Origin of the sequence: Burkholderia sp. TSV86, from assembly GCF_001522865.1 — a bacterium.
In the GTDB taxonomy this organism is placed as follows: domain Bacteria; phylum Pseudomonadota; class Gammaproteobacteria; order Burkholderiales; family Burkholderiaceae; genus Burkholderia.
Genome location: NZ_LOWB01000015.1, coordinates 19,935 through 33,884, shown reverse-complemented (window position 1 = coordinate 33,884; position 13,950 = coordinate 19,935). Strand labels below are relative to the sequence as shown.

The following is a 13,950-nucleotide window of genomic DNA, read 5'->3' as shown; positions in this document are numbered from 1 at the left end:
TTGATTCTTTACGAGTATCCGTTCAACGAGCGAATCCGCACGCTACTGCGTCTCGAAGATCTGTTCGAGCGCTTTACGTTTTTTGTCGCCCAGGAAGACGCGAGAGAACATCATGTCGCGCTGACGACGCTGTTCGAAATCGCCGAAGTCGCGGGCCGCGCTGATCTGAAATCGGATCTGATGAAGGAGCTTGAGCGCCAGCGGCAAACGCTCGCGCCATTTCGCGGCAATCCCGGTATCGAACAGAATGCGCTCGAAGCGGTGCTCGGCGAAATCGAGCAGACGCTTGCGAACCTTGCGCAAATGCAAGGCAAGACCGGCCAGCATCTGATCGACAACGAATGGCTCGCGAGCATCCGCAGCCGCGCCGTGATCCCGGGCGGCACCTGCAAATTCGACCTGCCGTCTTACTACGCGTGGCAGCAGTGGCCGTCCGAGCAACGCCGCCAGGACATCGCGAAATGGGCAATGCCGCTGTTACCACTGCGGGACGCCGCGACGATCGTGCTGCGCCTCGCCCGTGAATCGGGACAGGCGGCGAAGGTCATGGCGATGCAGGGCAGCTATCAGCAGATGCTGTCCGGGCGCACCTATCAGCTCATGCAAGTGCGCGTCGCCCCCGAACTGCGCGTGATCCCCGAGGCGAGCGCGAACAAATACATGCTGTGGGTGCGCTTCACCACGCAGGACGGCGACGTCCGGCCGCGCGCGGTCGATATCAACGTGCCGTTCCAACTTACCCTTTGCAACCTGTAACGGCGCGTCGCGCCGCAATGTGATCTGCTGCTATGGTTACCGCCGTGAAATGCCCGTCCTGCGGCAAGGAAGTGCGCTGGACGCCCGAGAATCGCTTCCGTCCCTTCTGTTCGTCCCGCTGCAAGCAATTGGACCTCGGCGCATGGGCGGCCGAGAAATACCGGATCGGTGGCGCCGATAACGAAGCGCTGTCCGACGACGACGCAGAAAAGGGAACCCGCGGGTAAATCCGCCGACCCCGAAAAACCGCGCATGACCGAACCGGCATCGCTTGTCGAGCGGCCCGGCGTGCCGGCGGCCCGGCACTCCCTGCCGTCATCTATCGAGCCAACGGCCAAGCGTAACCCGTTGCGCGTGACAAGCCGCCCTCCGGCGGACTGAAAACCGCGTGCGCAGCTTACTACCGTGCGCCACCCTGCTCCTGCGCGAGCAGTTCGAGCACGGGCAGCGCGGCCGGCAGCAGCGGCGCCACGTCGACGGGCAGGCGCTGCCAGACAAACGCTTGGCCTTCGCGGCTATGCGGCTCGCCCGTCCAATCCGTCACCTTGCAGAAATACAGCCGCACGTATGCATGCGGGTAGTCGTGTTCGAGCGTATGCCAGCGGTGACAATCGGTCACGACGATGCCGAGTTCCTCGTGCAACTCCCGGGCGAGCGCCTCCTCGACGCTCTCCCCCGCCTCGAGCTTGCCGCCCGGAAACTCCCAATAGCCCTCGTAAGGCTTGCCGGGCAGCCGTTGCGCGAGCAGATAACGGCCGTCCGGCTGCACCAGCACGCCGACCGCCACCTCGGTCACCTTGCGCGAGGCACCCGTCCGCGCCGCGTCGTTTGATACATCCAAACTCATACGTTCTCCTTGCGGCCCGCGCGGTCGCGCGCAAATTGCCATGCGACGCGGCCGGAGCGCGACCCGCGCTCGAGCGCCCAGACGAGCGCATCGCCGCGCGCCGCGTCGATCTCGGCGTCATCGCAGCCGAAATGCTTGAGCCAGTGGCCGACAATCGCCAAGTAATCATCCTGCTTGAACGGGTAGAAGCTGACCCAGAGGCCAAAACGCTCGGATAATGAAATTTTTTCCTCGACCACCTCGCCCGGATGGATCTCGCCGTCGGGCAGATGCTTGTATGTTTCGTTGTCGCTCATGTACTCCGGCAGCAGGTGCCGGCGGTTCGACGTCGCGTAGATCAGCACGTTGTCGGACTGTGCGGCAATCGAGCCGTCGAGCGCGACCTTGAGCGCCTTGTAGCCCGACTCGCCGTCCTCGAACGAAAGATCGTCGCAAAACACGATGAAGCGCTCCGGCCGCGCCGAAATCAGCTCGACGATGTCGCCGAGATCGTGCAAATCATCCTTGTCGACTTCGATGAGACGCAATCCGTCGGCCGCGAAAGCGTTTAGACAAGCCTTGATCAGCGACGACTTGCCGGTGCCGCGCGCGCCCGTCAGCAGCACGTTGTTCGCCGGCTTGCGCAGAACGAACTGGCGCGTGTTCTGCTCGATCAGCGCTTTCTGGCGATCGATGTTCTGCAAATCGCCGAGCGTGATCGTCGAGCGCGCGGCGACGGGCTGCAGATAGCCGCGCCCCTGGCGCTTGCGCCAACGGAATGCAGTCGCCGCCGCCCAGTCGATCGCCGCGGGCGGCGGCGGCAGCAGCGCTTCGAGGCGCCCGAGCAGCGCTTCGGCACGTTTCAGCAATTGTTCGAGCTGGTCCATGAGGCTCGCCCCGTGTGCGTGTAGTTTATGAACGATAGTCGGCGTTGATGCTCACGTATTCGTGCGACAAATCGCAGGTCCAAACCGTCGCCCGCGCGTCACCGCGGCCGAGCAGCACGCGGATCGTGATCTCGCTTTGCTTCATCACGCGCTGGCCTTCCTCCTCCAGATACGCGGGATTGCGGCCCCCCGCGTGCGCGACCAGCACGTCGTCGAGATACAGATCGATCTTGCCGACGTCGAGGTCCGCGACGCCGGCATAGCCGATCGCAGCGAGAATACGGCCGAGATTCGGGTCCGATGCGTAGAACGCGGTCTTCACGAGCGGCGAATGGCCGATCGCATACGCGATCCGGCGGCACTCGTCGGCGCTGCGGCCGCCTTCGACCTGCACCGTGATGAATTTCGTCGCGCCTTCGCCATCGCGAACGATCAATTGCGCAAGCGTCTGCGCGAGTTCGGTGACCGCGTCGCGCAGCGCCGCATACGCGGGCGAATCGGTCGACGTGATCTCGGGCAGGCTCGCTCGGCCGGATGCGATCAGGATGAACGAATCGTTGGTCGACGTATCGCCGTCGATCGTGATGCAATTGAACGAGCGGTCCGCCACTTCCTTCACCAGCACGTCGAGCACCGGCTGCGCAACTTTCGCGTCGAGCGCGAGAAAGCCGAGCATCGTCGCCATGTTCGGCTTGATCATGCCGGCCCCCTTGCTGATGCCCGTCAGCGTGACCGTGTGGCCCTCGATCGTCACTTGGCGCGATGCGGCCTTCGGCTGCGTGTCGGTCGTCATGATCGACTGCGCGGCTTCGAGCCAGTGCGCGCTGGCGCGATTCGCGAGCGCGGCGGGTAAGCCCGCCTTCAGTCGGTCGAGCGGCAGCGGCTCGAGGATCACGCCGGTCGAGAACGGCAACACCTGGTCGGCGTGGATTCCGATCAGGTGCGCCAGCGCCGCGCAGGTTTCGCGCGCGTGCATCAGCCCCGGCTCGCCCGTGCCCGCGTTCGCCACACCGGTATTGACGATGAGCGCGCGAATCCCGGCGCCGCCCGCACGCGCCTTCGCGAGATGCTCGCGGCACACCGTGACGGGCGCGGCGCAGAAGCGGTTTTCGGTGAACACGCCGGAGACGCTCGCGCCTTCGTCGACGCAGACGACAAGCACGTCCTTGCGGTTCGGTTTGCGAATGTGCGCCTCCGCCCAGCCGAGCGTGACGCCGGCGACGGGATGCAATTGCGCGGAATCGATCGACGGAAAATTGACAGCCATCTGAAGCACCTGCACCGAAGGAAAATGCCGGCACGCATGCCGGCATCGATGGATTGAAGAACGAGCGGCCGCTTACGCACCGCCCACACCACGACCGCAAAAACGCTATCGCACAGACGACGCGGCGCGCTCATCGCGCGCCGCCTTCGATCGGCACCCGCGCCGCCGCGCGCCCCGGCCGCCCTTTCAGGCGGCGGCACCCGACGCAACGCCGGGCCCGCCCATCACGTCAGCTTGCCGTGACAATGCTTGTACTTCTTGCCGCTGCCGCACGGACACGGATCGTTGCGGCCGACTCTCGGCACTTCGCCTGCCTGCCCGCCGTGGCTCACCGCATGGCCGGCCATATCGGCCGCCGCTTCCGCCACCGCCGCGCCGCCCGCTGTGGCCGTGGCAGCCGCGGTGAAATCGGCATGCTGATATTCGACGTGATCGAGATGGCCGCCGCCCTGCTCCTCGATCTGCTCGGCCGCCTCCTCGAGCTGCTCGGGCGATTGGATCTGCACGTTCATCACGATCCGCGTGACTTCGAGCTTGATTGCATCGAGCATCGCGGCGAACAGCTCGAATGCCTCGCGCTTGTATTCCTGCTTCGGGTTCTTCTGCGCATAGCCGCGCAAATGGATCCCCTGGCGCAGATGATCGAGCGCGGCGAGATGCTCGCGCCATAGGCGATCGAGCGTCTGCAGCATGATCGAGCGCTCGAACGCGCTGAACGACTCGCGGCCGACGAGAGCGACCTTCGCGTCGTAATGTTCGTCGGCCGCCGTCGTGACGGCGTCGAGGATCTCGTCGGCGCTGATCGACGACGACTCGTTCACCATTTCCTGGATCGCGAGATCGAGCTGCCAGTCTTGGCGCAGCGCCTCCTCAAGCTCGGGAACGTCCCACTGTTCCTCGATGCTGCCCGCCGGCACGAACTGCCGGACCACATCGGCGATCACCCCGTGGCGCATCGCGCCGATCGTCTCGGCGATGTCGTGCGCCTCGAGCAGTTCGTTGCGCTGCTGGTAGATCACCTTGCGCTGGTCGTTCGCGACGTCGTCGTATTCGAGCAGTTGCTTGCGGATATCGAAGTTGCGCGCTTCCACCTTGCGCTGCGCCGATTCGATCGAGCGCGTGACGATGCCCGCCTCGATCGCCTCGCCCTCCGGCATCTTCAGACGGTCCATGATCGCGCGCACGCGATCGCCCGCGAAGATGCGCAGGAGCGGGTCCTCGAGCGACAAGTAGAAGCGCGACGAGCCCGGATCGCCCTGACGGCCCGCGCGGCCGCGCAACTGGTTGTCGATGCGGCGCGACTCGTGCCGCTCGGTGCCGATGATGTGCAGGCCGCCCGCTGCCTTGACCTGCTCGTGCAGCGTCTCCCACTCGTCGTGGAGTTGCTGGATGCGGCGAGCCTTCTCGTCGGCCGGGATCGTGTCGTCGGCCTCGATGAACGCCGCCTGCTTCTCGACGTTGCCGCCGAGCACGATGTCGGTGCCGCGGCCCGCCATGTTCGTCGCGATCGTGATGCGCTTCGGCCGCCCCGCCTCGGCGACGATCGCCGCCTCGCGCTCGTGCTGCTTCGCGTTGAGCACCTCGTGCGGCAGCCCCGCCTGCTTGAGCAGATGCGACAGCAGCTCCGAATTCTCGATCGACGTGGTGCCCACCAGCACCGGCTGGCCGCGCTCATGGCACTCGCGAATATCGCGGATCACCGCATCGTAACGCTCCTTCGCGGATTTGTAGATCTGATCCTGCTTGTCGATGCGCTTTGGCGGCCGGTTGGTCGGGATCACGACCGTCTCGAGACCGTAGATCTCGTTGAATTCGTAGGCTTCGGTGTCCGCGGTGCCGGTCATCCCCGACAGCTTCGCGTACATCCGGAAATAGTTCTGGAACGTGATCGACGCGAGCGTCTGGTTCTCGTTCTGAATCTTCACGTGCTCCTTTGCCTCGACCGCCTGGTGCAGCCCGTCGGACCAGCGGCGACCCGGCATCAAACGGCCCGTGAATTCGTCGACGATGATCACCTCGCCGTTCTGCACAACGTAATGCTGATCGCGATGGAACAGCGTATGCGCGCGCAGCGCCGCGTACACGTGGTGCATCAGCGTGATGTTCTGCGGCGCATAGAGGCTTTCGCCATCGCCGATCAAGCCCCACTCGGCGAGCATCCGCTCGGCCTTCTCGTGCCCCGATTCGGTCAGGAACACCTGGCGGCCCTTTTCGTCGAGCGTGTAGTCGCCCGGCTTCTCGATGCCCGTACCGTCCGCCTTCTCCTCGCCGATCTGACGCTCGAGCAGCGGCGGCAGCGCGTTCATCCGCACGTACAGCTCGGTGTGGTCCTCCGCCTGGCCCGAGATGATGAGCGGCGTGCGCGCCTCGTCGATCAGGATCGAATCGACTTCGTCGACCACCGCGAAGTTGAGCGGCCGCTGCACGCGCGCGCCGGTCTCGTAGACCATGTTGTCGCGCAGGTAGTCGAAGCCGAATTCGTTGTTCGTGCCATACGTGATGTCAGCCGCATATGCTGCCTGCTTCTGGTCGTGCTCCATCCCCGACAGATTGATGCCGACGGACAGCCCGAGGAAATTGTAGAGCCGTCCCATCCACTCGGCGTCACGCTGCGCGAGGTAGTCGTTGACCGTCACGACGTGCACGCCGCGGCCGGCAAGCGCATTCAGATATGCGGCAAGCGTCGCGACGAGCGTCTTGCCCTCGCCCGTGCGCATTTCGGCGATCTTGCCGTAGTGCAGCACCATCCCGCCGATCAACTGCACGTCGAAGTGACGCATTTTCAGCACGCGGCGGCTCGCCTCACGGCACACGGCAAACGCTTCGGGCAACAGTTTATCGAGCGTCTCGCCGCCAGCGATGCGCTGACGGAACTCCTCTGTCTTGCCGCGCAACTGGTCGTCCGTCAGCTTCTCGATCTGCGTTTCGAGCGCATTGATCGCCGCGACGGTCTTTTGGTATTGCTTGACGAGCCGCTGGTTGCGGCTGCCAAAAATTTTCTGGAGAAAACCGGTTGTCATCGGATCGGGTTTGCGTCGGTGCAAGGCCCCGGAGCTGCGAACGTCGTCGTCCCGGCACCTGAGCCTCGGCGGCTTAGCGTAGAGGTGAATTCAAACGACGAATTTTAGCACGCGCACTACTACGCGCCGGAGACTTCGGCGGCGGGCGCAGCGGCCACGATTCGCGCTCGCGCCGAGCGCGGGCGTGCCGGTCGGCGCGCGGGCGCGCCGAGGTACAATCGGCGCATTGCCGCACCGCCCGGCCGCGCGAGCCGCCGCGCGCCGCCCGCTCTTCACCATGAACCGACCTCCGAAGCATCAGCATTTCACCCACTGGGCGCGGCCGCAAGCGGCCGCCGACGTGCTCAAGCGCACCGATGCGTTCGCCGCGTTGCGCGCAGGCGTCGAGCAGGTCGCCGCGCTCGAGCGGGATCTCGCCGCATTGCTCCCCGATTACCTGGCCAACCATGTCGAGCCGGGCTTTATCAAGGACGGCACGCTCGCGCTCTTCGCTGCGCACAACGCGCTCGCCGCCCGGTTGCGGCAGGTCGAGCCGCGCCTGGTCGCAGACTTGCAAGCGCGCGGCTGGCCCGTTGCGTCGCTGAAAATCAAGGTCCGGCCGCGGCCTGCGCCCGAACCGCCGCCGATCAAGCAGGCGCGGATGTCGCAGGCGGGCGCGGACGCGCTGCGCCGCCTCGCGGATACGCTCGAGCCGTCACCTTTGCAAGCGGCGCTCGAACGAATGGTCGCACGTCACGCAAAAGCACCGCGATGACCAGCGCGGGCGCGCCTCGCCGGCCGGCGAGGCGCGCTGCCGCTGCGCCCAGCCCGTCAGCCGCCCGCGCACCCCGTTGCGGCTCGATGCATATCGCCGTCAGCGAACCTGCGTCCGGTTCCGCCGGGCAGGCCCGAGCGCCAAACCCAGGCGCGCCCCAAAAAGAAAGGCGGCCCGCAGGCCGCCTTTGCGATTTCCGCCCCGCTTTTCAGCGCGCTCAGCGCATCACGCAAATGCCGTTTGCGCATCGAAGCCGAAGCCGTTCGGCGCGGCCTTCGGATCGTCGAACGTGACGATCTCGTAAGCGTCCTCGTGCGCAAGCAACTCGCGCAGCAGCGCGTTGTTCAGGCCATGGCCCGACTTATACGCGGTATACGACGCCAGCAGCGGATGGCCGACCACATAAAGATCGCCGATCGCGTCGAGCATCTTGTGCTTGACGAACTCGTCGTCGTAACGCAAGCCGTCGTTGTTCAGGATGCGGTATTCGTCGAGCACGATTGCGTTGTCCATGCTGCCGCCGCGCGCCAGCCCAAGCTCACGCATCATCTCGACCTCGTGCGCGAAGCCGAACGTGCGCGCACGCGCGATCTCGCGCACATACGACGTATTCGCGAAATCGACCTCGAGCGCCTGGCCCGTCTTATCGACGGCCGGATGGCGGAAATCGATCGTGAACTTCAACTTGAAGCCGAAGTACGGTTCGAGCCGCGCGAACTTGTCGCCGTCGCGAACCTCGACGGGCCTCGTCACCTTGATGAACTGCTTCGGCGCATTCTGCTCTTCGATGCCAGCCGACTGGATCAGGAACACAAACGACGCCGCACTGCCGTCCATGATCGGGATTTCCTCGGCAGTCACGTCGATATACAGATTGTCGATCCCCAGGCCCGCGCACGCGGACATCAGATGCTCGACCGTCGATACGCGCACGCCGTCCTTTTGCAGCACGGACGCGAGCCGCGTGTCGCCGATCGACAGCGCCGATGCGGGAATGTCGACGGGCGTCGGCAGATCGACGCGCGAAAATACGATGCCCGTGCCTGGCGCGGCGGGACGCAGCGTCAGCTCGACCTTGCGCCCCGAATGCACGCCGATGCCGACGGTCTTGACAATCGATTTGATAGTGCGCTGCTTCAACATGGTGACGGTCTTCTTGATTGAGATTTTCAATCAGGAGTTTTATTTGATAGACGAGATTATAGCGTAATTCCCTATTTCTCGCCTTGTGGATCAACGTTTCAAACTGTTTCGACGCATTACCCTGATGAATGCGAGACGGGCCGGCGCCCGGAACGGAGGCGTTCCCGGTCGTCGGCCCGTGTTACAACTTCGCAGCCGGCGCGCCGCTGCGTTGCTCAAAGACAACGGCGGGCAATGGCATAGCGCATTTTCAGCGCGTCAAACTCGCCAGCACGCTTGCCGCATCGCTGACTTCGAACTTGCCCGGCATATCGACAAACAGCGTCTTGACCACGCCGTCATCGACCACCATCGCGTAGCGTCGGGAACGCGTCCCCATGCCGCGCGCAGACAAATCCTGCGTAAGACCCAGCGCATGAGTGAAAGCCGCGCTGCCGTCCGCCATCATACGCACCTTGCCCGCGGTGTGCAGATCGCGTCCCCAAGCGCCCATCACGAATGCGTCGTTGACGGCAACGCACCAGATCTCGTCGACACCCGCCGCGCGCAACCGCTCGGCATGTTCGACGTAACCCGGCACATGCTGCATCGAGCAAGTCGGCGTGAATGCGCCCGGCAATCCGAAGATCACCACGCGCCTGCCCGCCGTCTGCTCGCGCACGCTGAAGGCGTTCGGCCCCAGCGTGCAGCCCACGCGCGCGTCGTCGAGATACTCGAAGAGTTCCGCGTCGGGCAGCGTGTCGCCCACTCGAATCATTGCTGGTTCTTCCTCTTGCGATACGATCGTTTGCAACAGACGACACGGCCCGGCCAGCCTCGCACGAGCGAAGCGGGCAATGTGCCAGCCCGGCGTCAAGCGACGCGGCCTGTGATGAGCCGTTTCATCCGTCACGTCGGCTCGTGCCGCGCGTGCATCACGCGGCGCGAAGCAGCTCGCGCGTCAGTCGGCCTGCTTGCGCAGGAAAGCCGGGATGTCATACGTGTCGACGCCCTTCTCCTGCAGCGCCTGCACGTGCGACGCGGCCGTCTCGCGCGAATTGCGCCATACAGCCGGCGTATCGAACGCGCCGTAGTCACCGGTGCTCACGTGATGCGAGTTTGCGTAGCCGTGCTGGGCCGCGGCGACCGGCTGATTGTCCGTACCGGTGCGCAGCAGCGTCATCGGCGCCGATTGCTGCTTCTTCACCGCGCGGCCCAGACCGGTGGCCACCACCGTCACACGCAGCGCGTCGCCCATCGCGTCGTCGTACACCGCGCCGAAGATCACCGTCGCATCTTCCGCCGCGTAGCTCTTGATCGTGTTCATCACTTCGCGCGTTTCCGACAGGCGCAGCGAACGGCTCGACGTGATGTTGACCAGCACGCCGCGCGCGCCCGACAGATCGACGCCTTCGAGCAGCGGGCTCGCCACCGCCTGTTCCGCCGCAAGGCGCGCGCGATCGACGCCGGCGACCGTCGCCGTGCCCATCATCGCCTTGCCCTGTTCGCCCATCACCGTCTTCACGTCTTCGAAGTCGACATTCACGAGGCCGTCGACATTGATGATCTCGGCGATGCCCGCGACCGCGTTGTTGAGCACGTCGTCGGCGCACTGGAAGCACTTATCCATCTCGGCGTCGTCGCCCATCACTTCGAACAGCTTGTCGTTCAGCACGACGATCAGCGAATCGACGTGATCTTCCAGTTGCTGCGAACCGGCTTCCGCGACACGCATGCGCTTGCCGCCTTCGAACTCGAACGGTTTGCTGACCACGCCGACGGTCAAAATCCCCATCTCCTTGGCGATCTGCGCGACGACGGGCGCCGCGCCGGTGCCGGTGCCGCCGCCCATGCCGGCCGTAATGAACACCATGTGCGCGCCGCGCAACGCGTCGGCGATGCGCTCGCGCGCTTCCTCGGCCGCCGCGCGGCCCATTTCCGGTTTCGCGCCGGCGCCGAGGCCAGTGTTGCCGAGCTGAATCACGGACGGCGCGCGCGAACGCGACAGCGCCTGCGCGTCGGTATTCATCACGACAAAATCGACGCCCTGCACGCCCTTGTTGATCATGTGCTGCACGGCGTTGCCGCCCGCGCCGCCAACGCCGATCACTTTGATGATCGTGCCGTTGGTCTCGGTTTCCAGCATTTCGAATTCCATCATTGCCTCCGTCAAGAAAATAACCGCTATTCGGCCGTTATTCGGCGAAAGATCGGGCAACCTTTCGTCGCGCGCCAGCCGCCGGCACCGGCGCGTATTGCGAAACCGCTTTGAAGAAAACACTGGGCCGCCCAGGTTTTCCCGCTTTTCGGATCTGGCGCACGCCGCCCGATCCGAACGTGTTTAAAAGTTGCTGAGGAACCAGTCCTTCATCCGCGAGAAGATCTGGCCTGCGGAGCCGGATTGAACCGCGACCTTGCGCCCGCGCATGCGTTGCGCGCTGCCTTCGACGAGCAGGCCCATCGCTGTCGAATAGCGCGGATTACGCACGACGTCGGCCAGGCCTCCCGCGTATTCCGGCGCGCCGATGCGCACCGGCTTCAGGAAGATGTCCTCGCCCAATTCGACCATGCCCGGCATCATCGCAGCACCGCCCGTCAGCACGACACCAGAACTGAGTAACTCTTCGTAACCAGACTCGCGCACCACCTGCTGCACGAGCGAAAACAACTCCTCGACGCGCGGCTCGATCACGGCCGCGAGCGCCTGCCGCGACAGCGTGCGCGGCCCGCGCTCGCCCAGGCCCGGCACTTCGACCATCTCGTCCGGATCGGCGAGCGCCTGCTTCGCGATCCCGTAGCCAACCTTGATGTCTTCCGCGTCCGGCGTGGGCGTGCGCAGCGCCATTGCGATATCGCTCGTGATCTGATCGCCCGCGATCGGAATCACCGCGGTATGGCGGATCGCGCCTTCGGCGAAGATCGCGATGTCGGTCGTGCCACCGCCGATGTCGACCAGCACGACGCCGAGATCCTTCTCGTCTTCCGTCAGCACCGCCAGCGACGACGCGAGCGGTTGCAGGATCAAGTCGTTCACTTCGAGCCCGCAGCGGCGCACGCACTTGACGATGTTCTGCGCGGCGCTCACCGCGCCCGTCACGATATGGACCTTCACCTCGAGGCGGATGCCGCTCATGCCGATCGGCTCGCGCACGTCCTCCTGGCCGTCGATGATGAATTCCTGCGTGAGGATGTGCAGCACCTGCTGGTCGGTCGGGATGTTGATCGCCTTCGCGGTCTCGATCACGCGCGCAACGTCCGTCTGCGTGACCTCCTTCTCCTTGATCGCGACCATCCCGCTCGAATTGAAGCTGCGGATATGGCTGCCGGCGATCCCGGTGAAGACGTTCGTGATCTTGCAGTCGGCCATCAACTCCGCTTCCTCGAGCGCGCGCTGAATCGATTGCACGGTGGCCTCGATGTTCACCACCACGCCTTTCTTCAGCCCCTTCGACTCGCTCTGGCCGAGGCCGATCACCTCATAGTGACCCTCGCCCTTCAGCTCGGCGACGACGGCCACCACCTTCGACGTACCGATGTCGAGGGCAACCAGCAGATCCTTGTAGTCTTTGCTCATAGAGTGCTCTTGCGTGTGATGTCGTGTTACTTCTTGCCTTTGTCGGCGTCGCTCAGAAACCGCATGCCGGCCGCCCGGATCGCAAACCCGTTCGGGTAGCGCAAATCCGCATACTCGATATCGCCGCCCCAGCGGCGCGTGACGGACGGCCACGCCGAAACGAGACGGCGGACCCGGTCCGACAGCGTGTCGTTGTTGCGCTCGCGGCCAAGCTCCACCTGCATGCCGTTGGACAGCTTCACCGTCCACGCGTAACGCGGCGACAGCGTCACTTCCTCCGGCGTCGCGTTGAGCGGCGCAAACCATTTGACGAAGTCGCGATAATGCGCAACCACCTCCTTCGCACTGCCCTCCGGCCCATCGAACGCGGGCAGTTCGTCTTCGAGCTCGCCCTGGTTCGCGGTAAACAGTTCGCCGTCCACGCTCACGAGCTGATCGTTGCCCCAGGTGCCGAGCGGCTTGTATTCCTCGAGCGTCACGGCAAGCGCGTTCGGCCAAACCCGCCGCACGCTCGCATGGCGCACCCACGGCATCTGCTCGAACGCGGCGCGTGCGAGATCGAGATCGACGGTAAAGAAATTGCCCTTGAGCCGGCCGACAACACCCGCGCGCACGGTCGGCGCGTTGATATGCTCGGTATCGCCGTCGATCCGAATCTCGCGCAATGCGAACGCCGGGCGCTGGATCAGCCAGTAGCAGCCGGCCGCCGCCAACACGAGCAGCAGCAGCGCGTACAACGCGCTGGCGGCAAGGTTCAGTTGGCGAACGTTATTCCACATGGTTCAAATCCGGTCCTGCATCCAATCAATCGAGCGTCAATGACAGCACTTTCACGACCAGCTCCGAATAGCTGATGCCGACCGCGCGCGCCGCTTTCGGCGGCAACGAGTGATCGGTCATCCCCGGCGCGGTGTTGACTTCGAGGAAGTACGGGTTGCCGTCGGCATCCAGCATGAAATCCGCGCGGCCCCAGTCGGTACAGCCGAGCACGTCGAATGCGCGGCGCGCGAGGCGTTTGAATTCCGCTTCCTTCGCCGCGTCGATTCCGCACGGAATCAGGTACTGCGTATCGTTCGCGACATACTTCGCGTGATAGTCGTAAAACTCGCCGGCGGGCACGATCTTGATGAGCGGCAGATCGAGATCCGCGGCGATGCACGCGGTGTACTCGCCCCCGCCTTCGATGCTCTTCTCGACGATCACGATCTTGTCGTGTTTCGCCGCCTCCGCCAGCGCGGCAGGCAACGTATCGGCGCTTTTCACCTTCAGCACCGCGACGCTCGAACCCTCACTCGCCGGCTTCACAAAGAGCGGCAAGCCGAGCTTCGCGACGATGTCGTTCGCACGCGCCGCGTAATCGTCGCCGCACATGACGGTCTCGAACGGCGGCGTCGGAATACCCGTTTGCTGCCAGACGAGCTTCGTGCGGAATTTGTCGAGCCCGAGCGCCGAGCCGAGTACACCGCTGCCCGTATAGCGAATGCCGTAAAAATCGAGCGCGCCCTGGATCTGGCCGTTCTCGCCATAGCCGCCGTGCAGCGCGTTGAATGCGCGCGCGTAGCCCTCGTCCTTCAGCGCCGACAGCGGCCGCTCGGCCGGATCGAACGGATGCGCATCGATGCCCGCGTCGCGCAGGCCTTGCAGCACCAGCCGGCCGGAATTCAGCGACACCTCGCGCTCGGCGGATTGCCCGCCGAGCAGCACCGCCACCTTGCCGAAACGTTTCGGATCGATCCCGCTCATG

Annotated in this window: 13 protein-coding genes; 3 read left to right on the top strand and 10 right to left on the bottom strand. The window is 64.7% G+C overall.

Annotated elements, in window-relative coordinates; all coding sequences use genetic code 11:
• On the top strand, positions 1–756 hold the full coding sequence (zapD, locus tag WS68_RS00840) for a cell division protein ZapD (protein WP_059515791.1): 756 nt from the start codon (positions 1–3) through the stop codon (positions 754–756).
• 32 nt (positions 757–788) lie between these two features.
• Positions 789–983, top strand: coding sequence for a DNA gyrase inhibitor YacG (locus WS68_RS00835; RefSeq protein ID WP_059569010.1), 195 nt, complete (start codon positions 789–791; stop codon positions 981–983).
• Between the two features lie 173 nt (positions 984–1,156).
• On the opposite strand, the gene WS68_RS00830 is transcribed toward WS68_RS00835, so the two are convergent.
• The 4 genes from WS68_RS00830 to secA all read right to left on the bottom strand — a co-directional run bounded on the left by WS68_RS00830 (position 1,157) and on the right by secA (position 6,756).
• Positions 1,157–1,603, bottom strand: a complete 447-nt coding sequence (locus tag WS68_RS00830) for an NUDIX domain-containing protein (RefSeq protein ID WP_059569009.1) — start codon at positions 1,601–1,603, stop codon at positions 1,157–1,159.
• Positions 1,600–2,469: an ATP-binding protein gene (locus WS68_RS00825; RefSeq protein ID WP_059569008.1), complete on the bottom strand. Its 870-nt coding sequence runs from the start codon at positions 2,467–2,469 to the stop codon at positions 1,600–1,602. The genes WS68_RS00830 and WS68_RS00825 overlap by 4 nt, the downstream gene beginning before the upstream one ends.
• Before the next feature lie 25 nt (positions 2,470–2,494).
• The gene (argJ, locus tag WS68_RS00820) at positions 2,495–3,736 is read right to left on the bottom strand and encodes a bifunctional glutamate N-acetyltransferase/amino-acid acetyltransferase ArgJ (RefSeq protein WP_059569007.1); all 1,242 of its coding nucleotides are present in this window, start codon (positions 3,734–3,736) and stop codon (positions 2,495–2,497) included.
• A 224-nt stretch (positions 3,737–3,960) separates the two neighbouring features.
• A complete protein-coding gene (gene secA / locus WS68_RS00815) occupies positions 3,961–6,756 on the bottom strand; it encodes a preprotein translocase subunit SecA (RefSeq protein WP_059569163.1) in 2,796 nt (931 codons plus the stop codon).
• 277 nt (positions 6,757–7,033) lie between these two features.
• On the opposite strand from secA, the gene WS68_RS00810 reads away from it, so the two are divergent.
• Entirely contained in the window at positions 7,034–7,510 is a 477-nt protein-coding gene (locus WS68_RS00810; protein WP_059569162.1) for a DciA family protein, read from the top strand.
• A 225-nt stretch (positions 7,511–7,735) separates the two neighbouring features.
• Here the strand turns inward: WS68_RS00810 and lpxC are convergent, their stop codons facing one another.
• The 6 genes from lpxC to WS68_RS00775 all read right to left on the bottom strand — a co-directional run bounded on the left by lpxC (position 7,736) and on the right by WS68_RS00775 (position 13,949).
• Entirely contained in the window at positions 7,736–8,653 is a 918-nt protein-coding gene (gene lpxC / locus WS68_RS00805; protein WP_059569006.1) for a UDP-3-O-acyl-N-acetylglucosamine deacetylase, read from the bottom strand.
• Between the two features lie 250 nt (positions 8,654–8,903).
• Positions 8,904–9,410 carry a peroxiredoxin gene (locus WS68_RS00795; protein ID WP_059569005.1) on the bottom strand — a complete coding sequence of 169 codons (507 nt, stop codon included), beginning with the start codon at positions 9,408–9,410 and terminating at the stop codon, positions 8,904–8,906.
• A 183-nt stretch (positions 9,411–9,593) separates the two neighbouring features.
• Positions 9,594–10,790, bottom strand: coding sequence for a cell division protein FtsZ (ftsZ, locus tag WS68_RS00790; RefSeq protein WP_059516068.1), 1,197 nt, complete (start codon positions 10,788–10,790; stop codon positions 9,594–9,596).
• A 183-nt stretch (positions 10,791–10,973) separates the two neighbouring features.
• Positions 10,974–12,206 carry a cell division protein FtsA gene (ftsA, locus tag WS68_RS00785; protein WP_059515773.1) on the bottom strand — a complete coding sequence of 411 codons (1,233 nt, stop codon included), beginning with the start codon at positions 12,204–12,206 and terminating at the stop codon, positions 10,974–10,976.
• A gap of 26 nt (positions 12,207–12,232) precedes the next feature.
• Positions 12,233–12,985 (bottom strand): cell division protein FtsQ/DivIB, encoded by a 753-nt coding sequence (locus WS68_RS00780; protein WP_059569004.1) that lies wholly within the window; start codon positions 12,983–12,985, stop codon positions 12,233–12,235.
• A 25-nt stretch (positions 12,986–13,010) separates the two neighbouring features.
• The gene (locus WS68_RS00775; protein ID WP_059569003.1) at positions 13,011–13,949 is read right to left on the bottom strand and encodes a D-alanine--D-alanine ligase; all 939 of its coding nucleotides are present in this window, start codon (positions 13,947–13,949) and stop codon (positions 13,011–13,013) included.
• Position 13,950: the final 1 nt, after the last annotated feature.

What these genes read in the sequence shown, in the direction of transcription:
- WS68_RS00775 (WP_059569003.1), bottom strand. Translation starts at nt 13,949, where the DNA reads ATGAGCGGGATCGATCCGAAACGTTTCGGCAAGGTGGCGGTGCTGCTC.
- WS68_RS00780 (WP_059569004.1), bottom strand. Translation starts at nt 12,985, where the DNA reads ATGTGGAATAACGTTCGCCAACTGAACCTTGCCGCCAGCGCGTTGTAC.
- ftsA (WP_059515773.1), bottom strand. Translation starts at nt 12,206, where the DNA reads ATGAGCAAAGACTACAAGGATCTGCTGGTTGCCCTCGACATCGGTACG.
- WS68_RS00810 (WP_059569162.1), top strand. Translation starts at nt 7,034, where the DNA reads ATGAACCGACCTCCGAAGCATCAGCATTTCACCCACTGGGCGCGGCCG.
- argJ (WP_059569007.1), bottom strand. Translation starts at nt 3,736, where the DNA reads ATGGCTGTCAATTTTCCGTCGATCGATTCCGCGCAATTGCATCCCGTC.
- WS68_RS00830 (WP_059569009.1), bottom strand. Translation starts at nt 1,603, where the DNA reads ATGAGTTTGGATGTATCAAACGACGCGGCGCGGACGGGTGCCTCGCGC.
- secA (WP_059569163.1), bottom strand. Translation starts at nt 6,756, where the DNA reads ATGACAACCGGTTTTCTCCAGAAAATTTTTGGCAGCCGCAACCAGCGG.
- WS68_RS00795 (WP_059569005.1), bottom strand. Translation starts at nt 9,410, where the DNA reads ATGATTCGAGTGGGCGACACGCTGCCCGACGCGGAACTCTTCGAGTAT.
- lpxC (WP_059569006.1), bottom strand. Translation starts at nt 8,653, where the DNA reads ATGTTGAAGCAGCGCACTATCAAATCGATTGTCAAGACCGTCGGCATC.
- WS68_RS00835 (WP_059569010.1), top strand. Translation starts at nt 789, where the DNA reads ATGGTTACCGCCGTGAAATGCCCGTCCTGCGGCAAGGAAGTGCGCTGG.
- WS68_RS00825 (WP_059569008.1), bottom strand. Translation starts at nt 2,469, where the DNA reads ATGGACCAGCTCGAACAATTGCTGAAACGTGCCGAAGCGCTGCTCGGG.
- ftsZ (WP_059516068.1), bottom strand. Translation starts at nt 10,790, where the DNA reads ATGGAATTCGAAATGCTGGAAACCGAGACCAACGGCACGATCATCAAA.